Origin of the sequence: Streptomyces sp. NPDC048338, assembly GCF_043201055.1 — a bacterium.
Taxonomy (GTDB): Bacteria; Actinomycetota; Actinomycetes; order Streptomycetales; family Streptomycetaceae; genus Streptomyces.
In genome coordinates, this window is record NZ_JBICYQ010000017.1 from 88,208 (window position 1) to 99,671 (window position 11,464).

Genomic DNA, 11,464 nt, shown 5'->3' on the forward strand with positions numbered 1-11,464 from the left:
ATCCGCGCGGCCGGCCGCCGAGGTCTGGATCGAAGCACTGAATGATGGTTCACTTCTTCGCATGGCCTATCGCAAGACCCCCGCAGAGCTCGAACGCCTCAAGGCCGCCCGTGAGCGCCTGGTCGACCAGGCCACCCAGGTGGTGGCCGAGGTGGGTTGGGCGAACGCCTCCGTGACCGCGGTCGCCGCCGCGGCGGGCATCTCCGCCGGCTCCGTCTACCAGCACTTCCCGTCCAAGGCGGCGCTCGCCGTGGAGGTCTTCCGCCGCGCGTCGGGCCGCGAGGTCGAGGTCCTGGGCGAGGTGCTCAGGGGCGGCGGAGATCCGGTGGAGCGGCTGGCCCGCGGGGTGCGCGTCTTCGCCCGGCGTGCCCTGGAGCGGGGCGGACTCGCCTACGCGCTGCTGGCGGCGCCGGCCGAGCCGGCGCTGGGCGCCGAGCGGCTGGAGTTCCGGCGCCGCTACCGCGAGCTGTTCGCCGAGGTGGTCCGCGAGGGCATGGCCGCCGGGCTGCTGCCCGCGCAGGACGCGCACATCACCGCCGCCGCGCTGACCGGTGCCGTCGGCGAGGTCCTCGTCGACCCGCTGGGCACGCCCGACTCCGGCTCCGTCGACGACCTGCTCACCGAACTGACCGCCGTGGCGCTGCGCTGCGCCGGCGCCCGTCCCGCCGATCGCCCGTCCCACTGACTCCGGAGGACCGTCCATGACCGCGACCGCCGACATCCCGCCGCTGCGCAGCAACCCCACGGCGCGCACCCACGAGGTGACCAACCAGGTCCCGCCCCTCGTCGGGCACGACGTCGCCGACGACCCCGTCCTGCTGGAGGGCGTACGCCGCGAGGGTGCCGGCTGGTACCTCGACGACCTGCACCGCATCGGCCGCCGCGCCGGCAGCGAGGAGGTCCAGCGGTGGGCCGACGAGGCCAACCGCCACGAGCCCGAGCTCCGCACCCACGACCGCTACGGCAACCGCGTCGACGAGGTCGACTTCCACCCCTCGTACCACGCGCTGATGGACGTCGCGATCGGCGAGGGCCTCGGCGGGGCACCCTGGGCGGACGACCGGGCCGGCGCCCATGTCGCCCGCGCGGCGGGCTTCATGGTGTGGAGCACCGCGGAGGCGGGCCACGGCTGCCCGGTCTCCATGACGTACGCCGTCGTCCCGGCTCTGCGCTCGGCCCCGGAACTGGCCAAGGAGTACGAGCCGTTGCTCACCAGCCGCGTCTACGACCCCGGGCTGCGCGCCCCGTCGGCCAAGCGCGGGCTGCTCGCCGGGATGGGCATGACGGAGAAGCAGGGCGGTACGGACGTCCGCGCCAACACCACGACCGCGACGGCGGCGGCGGACGGCACCTGGCGGCTGCGCGGCCACAAGTGGTTCACCAGCGCCCCGATGAACGACCTGTTCCTCGTCCTGGCCCAGGCACCCGGCGGACTGTCCTGCTTCCTGGTCCCGCGGGTGCTGCCCGACGGCAGCCGCAACACGTTCCGTATCCAGCGGCTGAAGGACAAGCTCGGCAACCGCAGCAACGCCAGCAGCGAGCCGGAGTTCGACGACACCGTCGCCTGGCTCGTCGGCCCCGAGGGACAGGGCGTGCGGACCATCATCGAGATGGTCACCATGACCCGTCTCGACTGCATCCTCGGCTCCGCCTCCGGCACGCGCGCCGCGCTCGCGCAGGCCGCGCACCACATCCGGCACCGCTCGGTGCTCGGCGCCCGGCTCATCGACCAGCCGCTCATGCGGAACGTCATCGCCGACCTCGGCGTCGAGTCGGAGGCGGCGACCACCCTGGCGCTCCGGGTCGCCGGCGCGGCCGACCGCGCCCAGCGCGGCGACGACGGCGAGCGCGCGTTCCTGCGGCTGGCCACCGCCGTCGGCAAGTACTGGGTGTGCAAGCGTCAGCCGGCCGCCGTCGCCGAGGCCCTGGAATGCCTGGGCGGGAACGGGTACGACGAGGCGTCGGGCATGCCCCGCCTGTACCGCGAGGCTCCGCTGAACGGCATCTGGGAGGGGTCGGGCAACGTCAACGCCCTCGACGTCCTGCGGGCGCTGGCCCGTGAACCGGAGTCGCTGGAGGCGTTCCGCGCGGAGGTCGAGGCCGCCGCGGGTGCCGACGCCCGACTGGACGCCGCCTGGCGGGAGCTGCGCGGCGGACTCGTGCTCGACGAGGACGCCCAGCTGCGTTCCCGCCTTCTGGTCGAGCGGATGGCCCTGGTCCTGCAGGGCTCCCTCCTCGTCCGGCACGCCCCCCACGCGGTGGCCGACGCCTTCTGCGCCTCCCGGCTGGCCGGCGACCGCGGCCTCGCCTTCGGCACCCTGCCCGCCCGGAGCGACCTCGGCGGGATCATCGACCGGCTCCCGGGGGCCACGGCCTGAGGCCCCGCGTTCTGCGCGGCCCCCGGTCGTAGGGCCCGGCGCCCAGGCGCGGCACCCGCCGGCCGGGCGGCGCCCCGACCCCGACCCGCGGGCGGTCCCGGTCGGGACCGCCCGCGGGCGCCTTCGGTGGTTGGGGCACCCAGGGAGTGGGACGCTGGACGTGGGGATCCGAGCCGTCGAGCCTCGGGAGGGCCGAATGGGACGCGATGTCCCGGCGCTGGAGTTCACCCGTGACGACCGCCGCCGGTTCCGGAACAAGATGCACACGTGCCTCGACGTCCTCGCGCGCATGCTGCGGGAGGCGCGCTTCGACTTCGAGCGGCCCCAGGTCGGCCTGGAGATCGAACTGAACCTGGTGGACGCCACCGGCGAGCCCGCCATGCGCAGCAGGGAGGTCCTGGAGGCGATCGCGGATCCGTCCTGGTCGAGCGAGCTGGGCCGGTTCAATCTGGAGATCAACGTCGAGCCGCGCAGGCTCACCGCGGGAGGACCGGACTCCTGGGAGCAGGAGATCCGGGACGCGCTGAACCACGCCGAGGAGAAGGCCGCGGCGCTCGGCACGCACCTGCTGATGATCGGGATCCTGCCCACGCTGGAGCTGCAGGACGTCGGCATGCCGGCGCTGTCGGAGGATCCGCGGTACCACCTGCTGAACGAGCAGATCTTCTCCGCGCGGGGCGAGGACCTCCTGATCGCGGTGGACGGCGTCGAGAAGCTGCGGACCTACGCGGACACGATCACGCCGGAGGCGGCGTGCACGAGCACGCAGTTCCATCTGCAGGTCGCGCCGCACGAGTTCGCGGACTACTGGAACGCCGCGCAGGCCATCGCGGGGGTGCAGGTGGCCCTGGCGGCGAACTCCCCCTTCCTCTTCTCCAAGGAGCTGTGGCACGAGACGCGCATTCCGCTGTTCGAGCAGGCGACGGACACCCGTCCCGACGAGATCAAGGTGCAGGGGGTGCGGCCCCGGGTGTGGTTCGGCGAGCGCTGGATCACCTCCGTCTTCGACCTCTTCGAGGAGAACGCGCGCTACTTCCCCGCCCTGCTGCCGCTGTGCGACGAGGAGGACCCGCAGGAGACCCTGGAACACGGCGGGACCCCTGGACTGTCCGAACTCACCCTGCACAACGGGACGGTCTACCGCTGGAACCGCCCCGTGTACGCCGTCGTCGACGGCGTTCCGCACCTGCGGGTGGAGAACCGGGTGCTGCCCGCGGGGCCGACGGTGGCCGACGTCCTGTCGAACGGCGCCTTCTACTACGGCCTGGTCCGCGCCCTGGTCGACGAGGACCGGCCCGTCTGGTCGCGGATGTCCTTCTCGGCGGCGGAGGACAACCTGCACGCCGCCGCGCGGCACGGCATCGACGCGCACTTGTACTGGCCCGGGATGGGTGAGGTCCCGGTGACCGAACTGGTGCTGCGGCGCCTGCTGCCGGCCGCGGACCGCGGGCTGGACCGCCTGGGACTCGACGCGGCCTGGCGGGAGCCCCTGCTCGGGATCATCGAGCAGCGCTGCGTCACCGGCCGCAACGGTGCGGTGTGGCAGTCGGAGATGTTCCACCACATCCACGACATCGACCACGCGGACCGGCACGAGGCGCTGAAGCGGATGACCCGGCAGTACATCGACTACATGCACCTCAACGCCCCCGTGCACACCTGGCCGGTCGACTGAGGTTCCGCACCGCGGAGCGGACGCGCGGGGCCCGGCGCCGCCTTCGGCGGGGACCGCCCGGCGGCGCTGAGCGGGGACTCGTCCGGCAGCACGGGGTGACCTGGGTCACCTTCACGCCGTCCCGGGGTGACCCCTGCCCGACATGAGTAAGGTTAGCCTTGCCTAAGTAGCAGCACTCGCCCGCTTGGAGTCCCGTTGAGCACCCCTGCCGACTTCGCATCCCCCCTCCCCGAGCCGACCACGGCGGAACGCGTGCGCACGGTGCTCGCCCGCGCGGCCTCGCTGTCCCTCACCACGGCGGCGCAGCAGTACGACCTGATCGGCCTGCACTCCGTCTCCCCGAGCGGGCAGGTCACCCTCGGCTCCCGGCCCGGCTGCCCCTTGGCGCGGGAGGTCTCGACGGCCCCGCGGGGCGGCCTGGCAGCCCTCCTGGAGTTCACCGACATCGCGCCCACCCCGGTCCGCGACCGCGTGCGGGCCAGAGTGACGCTCTCCGGGTGGCTGACGGCGGCGGGCGACGACGGGCTGCACCTCGACACGGCCCGCGCGACCCTGCGGACCCCGGCGGGCGCGACGGACGTCGGACTGGACGAGCTCGCGCTCGCCGGGCCGGACCCCCTCGCGGTCGACGAGGCCGCCATGCTGACCCATCTCACCGACGCGCACGGGGAGTTGACGGACGCGCTGCTCGGACTGGCGGGTCCCCGGCTGCCGTACGGCATGACCCGGGCCCTCCCCTACGCCCTCGACCGCCACGCCGTCACCCTGCGCTGCGAGTACCCCTCCGGCCACTGCGACCTCCGCATCCTGTTCCCGTCGCCGGCGCGCGACGCCGCCGAGGCGGGCGAGCGGATCCGGCAGCTCCTGACCGCTCCTGACGCGTGGTCGCACCACAGCCACCACTGAGCCGCCGGGGCCCCGCACGGACGGTCCGCCGGCCCCACGGAAGCCCGACTTAGGTTAGGCTAAGCTAAGTTGAAGCCCGGCTCGGACGGGCCCGATCACCGGGGAGGGTCCGCCATGGGCTTGCCTGTCATTCCGTCGTACCCCATGCCCGACCTCGCGGCCCTGCCCCGTTCGCACGCCTCCTGGAGCATCGATCCCCGACGCGCCGCCCTGCTGGTCCACGACATGCAGAACCACTTCGTCCGGGCGTTCCCGGCGGAACGGCCGCCCGTCGTGGAGCTCGTCGCGAACATCGCCCTCCTCCGTGAGCGCGCCGGCGCGCTGGGGCTGCCCGTCGTCTTCAGCGCCGAGCCCGCCGGGCAACTCCCCGGCCGGCGCGGCCTGGTCGCCGACGTCTGGGGACCCGGCATCGGCGACGTACCCGAGGACGCGGCGATCGTGGAGAGCCTCACGCCGCGCCCGGGTGAGCACGTGCTGCCGAACGCGCGACCCAACGCGTTCCTGCGCAGCCATCTCGGCCGCCTGTTGCGCGCCGAGGGCCGCGACCAGCTGATCGTCTGCGGCGTGTATGCCCACCTCGGCGTGCTGCTGACGGCCGCGGACGCCTTCATGAACGACATCCAGCCCTTCGTCGTCGCCGACGCCGTGGCCGACCTCTCCGCCGAGGAGCACGTCATGGCCCTGCGCTGGGCGGCGCGCAGCGGCGTGGTGTGCACCACCGAGAGCCTGCTGCGCGACCTGCCGCCCGGAGCGGAGCCGCGCGCGGCGTGAGCACGACCTCCCGGTGCGCCACGCCGGCGAGGCCCTCGGCGCCGACCGGCTCGTCATGCTCACCGACGTGGCCGGCTTGTACGCCGACTGGCCGCACGGCACCGAGGTGATCGAGCACCTGACGGCCACACGACTGAGCGAGCTGCTGCCGCGGCTCGACAGCGGGATGCTTCCGAAGATGGAGGGCTGTCTGCGGGCCGTCCGGGCCGGTGTCGCCCGCGCGCACGTCCTGGACGGCCGGGTGCCGCACGCGGTGCTCCACGGCGTGCTCGCCGCGAAGGCCCCGGGCACCACGATCGTCCCGGACGCCCGGACGGACCGCACCGGCGGGGAGGAGCCGGGCGGGTAGCCCTGTACGGCGAGGAGACGGCACCGCCCGGACGGTCCGGGCGGTGCCGATCCGTCGGAGCGGTGCCGATCCGGCCCGGGCCGGTCACGCCTCACGGCGTTCCTTCCAGGTCCGCTCTGGAGACGAGGCCGGTCCGGACGGCCCTCAGCCGCAGGCGCGGCCCGGGTAGTCGTCGCTCTCCGGGGCGCCGGCCCGGCGCATCCGGCGCAGCACCTCGGGCAGTACCGCGTCGGCGACGGGCGCGGGGATGTTGAGGAGCCTGTCGAAGACCATGGTGTCGTCGCCCGCGGTCCAGATGACCCAGCGGGGCGGCGACGTCGGAGGCTGCCAGAGGTGCGCCCACGGCGCGAGGCCGGCGTGGGTGCTCACGGCTTGCCCGCCTCCTCGGCGTCGCGGCCGTCCACGAAGGTGGTGACGACCTCGATGTCGCCGATCCGGGAGGTGTCGACACGGCGCGGGTCGTCGCCGAGGACCACGAGGTCGGCCCGTTTGCCGGGAGTGAGGCTGCCGGCGCTCCCGTCCCACCGGCAGGCGTACGCGCCGGCGACGGTGTAGGCGCGCAGTGCCTCGTCGACGGTCATCCCCTCGTCCGGGCCGATCGACCGGCCCGAGGTGGAGGCGCGTTCGACCATGAACTGGATCGCGCGCAGCGGGGAGCCGTCCGTGACCGGCCGGTCGGAGCTGCCGACGACCGTGACCCCGTGGTCGAGGAAGCTCCGCCCCCGGTACATCCACGGGGCCCGCCGCTCCCCCATCACCGTCGCGTAGTCGTCGCCGAAGTAGCGCAGGAAGCTGGGCTGGACGACCGCGCTGACACCGAGCCGGGCGAAGCGTGGCAGTTGGTCGGGCCGGACCAGTCCGGCGTGCTCGATGCGGTGGCGGGCGTCCTCGCGGGGCCTGAGCGTGTGCGCCCGCTCCAGAGCGTCCAGTGCGAGGTCGACGGCGCGGTCGCCGATGGCGTGGACGGCGAGTTGCCAGCCGCCGAGGTGCCCGTCGACGACCAGGTCGGTGAGGCGGTCGGGGTCGTCCTGCAACTGACCGGTGCCGCCGGTGCCCTCGTAGGGGGAGGTGAGGGCGGCGGTGCGGGCCATCATGCCGCCGTCGGTGTAGATCTTGAGGGCGCCGACGGAGAGCCAGTCGTCGCCGAAGCCGGTCCGCAGGCCGAGGTCGAGGGCGCGCGGGATGCCGTCGCGCTCGTGGGCGCCGGCCGGCCGCAGGGTGTCGGCGCCCGGCATGAGCTGTATCCGCAGCGGCAGCCGGCCCTCGTCGCGGAGCAGTTGGTAGGCCCCCAGTTCGACGGGGCTGTGCCCCAGCAGTCCGCCGCCGATGCCGGCCTCGGCGCAGGCGGTGATCCCCTCGGCGAGGCAGGCCCGGCCGGCGTACTCGATGGCGTCGGCGAGTTCGCGCTGCGCGTACGGCAGGCGCAGGCGCCGTACGGCCCCCATCGCGCTCTCCACGAGCAGGCCGTCGTCGTGGGGGACGTGGTCCGGGAGCAGGTCGAGCACGGCATGGTTGACCACGCAGGCGTGGCCGGACTGGTGCATGAGGAACAGCCGGCGTCCGTGGCCGACCCGGTCCAGTTCGGCGGCGGTCAGGTGGCGTCCGAGGACCCGCTGGTCGTAGCCGCCGACGTGCACCCAGTCGCCCGGGGCGCCGGTCCGTGCGGCGGCGTCCGACACGGCGGCCAGCACCTCGTCGACGTCGGTGAGACCGGCGATGCTCGGCGAGCTCGCCTTCAGTCCCGTCCACGCCAGGTGGACGTGGCTGTCGATGAAGCCGGGGAGGACGGTGGCGCCCTGGAGGTCGATGACCTCGCGTGCGGGGAGCGAGGTGACGGCGTCGTCGAGACCGGCGATCCTGCCGCGCCAGATGCCCAGGTCGTGGGCGACGGGATGGTCCGGATCCATGGTGTGGAAGGTGGCGTTCGTCAGCCTCGTGCAGAGCATCATGCGGGTGGTCCGTCCTGGGGTGTCGGGGAGGTGGGGCCAGGCGGGAGCGCGGGTCGCCGCCGGAGGTGCCCGGCCGCGTCACGGATGTCCAGGGGCTGTCCCGTAATCCGCGGTGCGCCCGCCGCGGATTACGGGACGGCCCTTACGGCCGGGATGTCCGGCCCGTGCCGGCCGTCGCCGGACCGGTGGTGGCGGAGTCCGCGGCGGAAGCGGCCGTGGACCCGTTCGCGGAGCCGGCCGTGTCCTCCCCCGCCGCCGTCCCTGCCTCGTACCGTCTGGGCGCGGCCGGCACCATGAGCGGGGTGCCGGTCTCGGGGTCGTCGATGATCCGGCAGGGCAGCCCGAACACGTCCTCGACGAGCTCGGCGGTCATGACGCCGCCCGGGGCCCCTTCGGCCGCGACCGTGCCGCCGGGGCGCATCACGATCAGGTGGGTGGCGTAGCGGCACGCCTGGTTGAGGTCGTGCAGCACGGCGACGACGGTGTGTCCCTGCCGGGCGTGCAGGTCGGCGCAGAGGTCGAGGACCTCGACCTGGTGGGCGATGTCGAGGAAGGTGGTCGGCTCGTCCAGGAGCAGGATGGGCGTCTCCTGGGCGAGCACCATGGAGAGCCAGACGCGCTGGCGCTGGCCGCCGGAGAGGTCGTCGACGGGCCGGTCGGCGAGTTCCAGGACCCCGGTCCGCCGCATCGCCTCGACCACGGCCGCCTCGTCCTCGGCGGACCACTGCTTCAGCATCCCCTGGTGCGGGTAGCGGCCCCGGGCGACGAGGTCGCCGGCCGTGATCCCGCCCGGTGCGGTGGACGACTGCGGGAGGAGCCCCAGTCGGCGGGCGACCTCGCGCGAGCGGTACGAGGCGATGGCCCGGCCGTCCAGGGTGACCTGCCCTGCCCGCGGCCTGAGCATCCGCGCGAGGGCCTTGAGGAGCGTGGACTTGCCGCAGGCGTTCGGTCCGACGATCACGGTGAACGAGTGGTCGGGGATGTCGACGCCCAGACCGGTGGCCACGGTCCGCCGGTCGTACGAGAGCGTGAGGTCCACGGCGCGCAGGCGGGAGCCCGGGCGGTCGCCGTTCGTCGAGGCCCTCGTCGGGTCGGCCTTCGGGTCGGTCGTCGGGTCGGTCGGGGCGGGTGCCTCCGTGGGCGTGGTCGAGGGCGCGGCGGTCGGTGACGTAGCGGTCATGCGCGGCTCTTTCGCGACTCGGTGATCAACAGCCAGATGAGGTACAGCCCGCCGAGGGTGCCGGTCGCGGTCCCCACCGGGAGCAGCGCGGGCGCGAAGAGGCGCTGGGCGGCGAGGTCGCTCGTGGCCAGCAGCAGCGCGCCCATGAGCGCGGCGGGTGCCAGTGCGGGACCGGAGGACCCGGTCAGCCGTCGGGCCAGTTGCGGCGCCGCCAGCGCGACGAACCAGATGGGGCCGGTCACGGCCGTGGCGACGGCGGCGAGGGCGACTCCGACGATCAGCAGGGCCGTCCGGGTCCGGGCCACGTTCACCCCGAGGGCCATGGCGGTGACGTCGCCCATCTCCAGCATCCCCAGGCGCCGGGAGAAGAGGAAGGCGGCCGGGAGCAGCAGGGCGACGGCGAGCAGGATGGCGTTCGCGTGCTGCCAGCCGCGGTTGCCCAGGCTGCCGATCAGCCATGCCTGGGCCTCCAGGGCCTCCTGCCAGGTCGCCCGGGTGATCAGGTAGGAGTTGACGGCCAGGAGCAGGGCGCTGACGCCGATCCCGACGACGATCAGGCGGAAGCCCTGGAGCCCGCGGCCCAGCATGAGGAGGTACACGGCGGCGGCGGTCGCCAGGCCGCCGGCGAGCGCGCCCAGGGCGATCTGGGTCATGCTGCCGTGCAGCACGATGATCACGACGAGCGCGCCGACGGCCGACCCGTTGGTGAAGCCGATGATGTCGGGGCTGCCGAGGGAGTTGCCGGTCAGGCTCGTCAGGACGGCGCCGCTGACGGCGAGGGCCGCTCCGACGCCGAGGGCGGTCAGCAGGCGGGGCATGCGCAGGGTGTTGACGACGAAGTCGGCGCCGCCGGAGTCCTGTCCGAGCACGGCCCGCAGGACCTCGCCGACGGTGAGCTCGAAGTCGCCGGTGGCGAGGGTCACGAGGGCGACCGCGAGGAGCAGTCCGAGCAGCGCGGCGGACGCGGCCAGGGTGCGCCCCCGGACCCGGACGGACACGGAGCCCGCGCGGCTGCGGATCACGGTACCGCTGACGACGCGCGGGGCACGGTCGGCGGTGGGCGCGTCCGGGGTCTGCCCGGCGGAGCGGGCCGCCTCCTTCGCGGCGCTCACAGCATGACCAGCTTCCGGCGGCGGCACATCGCGATGAACACCGGGGCGCCGATGAAGGCGGTGACGATGCCGACCTGGACCTCGCCGGGGGCTCCGAGCACCCGGCCCAGGACGTCGGCGCCGATGAGCAGGACGGGTGCGAGGAGCATCGAGTAGGCCAGTACCCATCGTTGGTCGGTTCCGGCGACGAAGCGGGCGACGTGCGGGACCACGAGTCCGACGAAGGCGATGGGCCCGGCGGCGGCGGTCGCCGCGCCGCACAGCAGCATGACGCCGGCGGCGCCCAGGGCCCTGGTCCTGCCGACGTTCAGTCCCAGGGCGCGTCCCATCTGGTCGCCCAGGGCCAGGGCGTTCAGGGACGGGGCGAGCCCGAGTGCGATCACGAGGCCCGTGAGGACGAACGGGAGGACGACGTACACGACGTCGAGGTACCGGCCCGCGAGGGAGCCCACCGTCCAGAAGCGGAACTGGTCGAAGGCCCTCGGGTGGAGCAGCAGGACCGCCGCGTTGAAGGCGTACAGGACCGCGGTCACCGCCGCTCCGGCGACGACCAGGCGGTCGGGGCTGGCGACCTTGCGTCCCGAGGCGCCCAGGAGGTAGACGGCCACCGAGGTCACGGCGGCGCCGGCGAAGGCGAACCAGACGTGGCCGAGCACCGATCCGACGCCGAGGAAGGCGATGGCCACGACCACGCCGGCGGAGGATCCGAGGCTGATGCCGAGCAGCCCCGGCTCGGCGAGCGGGTTGCGGGTCAGGGCCTGCATCAGGGCACCGGACAGGCCGAGGGACGCACCGACGAGGAGGCCGAGGAGGGTTCGGGGGACGCGGTACTCGTGGATGATGACGGAGGTCTCCGACCCGTCGGGATCCCACAGCACGCTCCACGTGGCGGCGAAGGGGATGCCCCTGGTGCCCACCCAGACGCTGAGGAGTCCGACGAGGACGAGTGCGGCGAGCACCGCGAGCAGGCCCGCGCCCCGGAGTGCCGTGGTGGTCCGCGTCGGTCGTGTGGCGGGCGGCGGGTCGGTGGTCCGGTCCTCGGGCACCGCCTGGGCTTCGACCGGCAACGCGCACTCCCCCTGACGGTGGTTCAGGTGACCCGCCGAGGCGCGCCGACGACTGCCGACGACCGTGGGCGACCGCG

General features: G+C 74.1%; 10 protein-coding genes and 1 pseudogene. 6 read left to right on the forward strand and 5 right to left on the reverse strand.

The window, feature by feature from the left end; genetic code table 11:
• The first annotated feature begins 61 nt into the window (after positions 1-61).
• The 6 genes and pseudogenes from ACGFZF_RS33275 to ACGFZF_RS33300 all read left to right on the forward strand — a co-directional run.
• Positions 62-685 (forward strand): TetR family transcriptional regulator, encoded by a 624-nt coding sequence (locus ACGFZF_RS33275; RefSeq protein ID WP_393560356.1) that lies wholly within the window; start codon positions 62-64, stop codon positions 683-685.
• 16 nt (positions 686-701) lie between these two features.
• Positions 702-2,378: an acyl-CoA dehydrogenase family protein gene (locus tag ACGFZF_RS33280; RefSeq protein WP_393560358.1), complete on the forward strand. Its 1,677-nt coding sequence runs from the start codon at positions 702-704 to the stop codon at positions 2,376-2,378.
• A 196-nt stretch (positions 2,379-2,574) separates the two neighbouring features.
• The gene (locus tag ACGFZF_RS33285) at positions 2,575-4,053 is read left to right on the forward strand and encodes a glutamate--cysteine ligase (RefSeq protein WP_393560360.1); all 1,479 of its coding nucleotides are present in this window, start codon (positions 2,575-2,577) and stop codon (positions 4,051-4,053) included.
• A gap of 195 nt (positions 4,054-4,248) precedes the next feature.
• The gene (locus tag ACGFZF_RS33290; protein ID WP_393560363.1) at positions 4,249-4,959 is read left to right on the forward strand and encodes a DUF2470 domain-containing protein; all 711 of its coding nucleotides are present in this window, start codon (positions 4,249-4,251) and stop codon (positions 4,957-4,959) included.
• A gap of 144 nt (positions 4,960-5,103) precedes the next feature.
• A complete protein-coding gene (locus ACGFZF_RS33295; RefSeq protein WP_393560365.1) occupies positions 5,104-5,730 on the forward strand; it encodes an isochorismatase family protein in 627 nt (208 codons plus the stop codon).
• A 28-nt stretch (positions 5,731-5,758) separates the two neighbouring features.
• Positions 5,759-6,079, forward strand: a pseudogene (locus ACGFZF_RS33300) (acetylglutamate kinase); the annotation flags it as partial.
• Positions 6,080-6,223: 144 nt separating this feature from the next.
• Here ACGFZF_RS33300 and ACGFZF_RS33305 read toward each other — a convergent pair.
• The 5 genes from ACGFZF_RS33305 to ACGFZF_RS33325 form a co-directional block, all read right to left on the reverse strand.
• Positions 6,224-6,448, reverse strand: a complete 225-nt coding sequence (locus ACGFZF_RS33305; protein ID WP_393560367.1) for a hypothetical protein — start codon at positions 6,446-6,448, stop codon at positions 6,224-6,226.
• A complete protein-coding gene (locus ACGFZF_RS33310; protein WP_393560527.1) occupies positions 6,445-8,025 on the reverse strand; it encodes an amidohydrolase in 1,581 nt (526 codons plus the stop codon). Before ACGFZF_RS33310 ends, ACGFZF_RS33305 begins: the two co-directional genes overlap by 4 nt.
• A gap of 145 nt (positions 8,026-8,170) precedes the next feature.
• Positions 8,171-9,208, reverse strand: coding sequence for an ABC transporter ATP-binding protein (locus ACGFZF_RS33315; RefSeq protein ID WP_393560369.1), 1,038 nt, complete (start codon positions 9,206-9,208; stop codon positions 8,171-8,173).
• Positions 9,205-10,320: a FecCD family ABC transporter permease gene (locus ACGFZF_RS33320; protein WP_393560371.1), complete on the reverse strand. Its 1,116-nt coding sequence runs from the start codon at positions 10,318-10,320 to the stop codon at positions 9,205-9,207. The genes ACGFZF_RS33315 and ACGFZF_RS33320 overlap by 4 nt, the downstream gene beginning before the upstream one ends.
• Positions 10,317-11,387 (reverse strand): FecCD family ABC transporter permease, encoded by a 1,071-nt coding sequence (locus ACGFZF_RS33325; protein ID WP_393560373.1) that lies wholly within the window; start codon positions 11,385-11,387, stop codon positions 10,317-10,319. The genes ACGFZF_RS33320 and ACGFZF_RS33325 overlap by 4 nt, the downstream gene beginning before the upstream one ends.
• Positions 11,388-11,464: the final 77 nt, after the last annotated feature.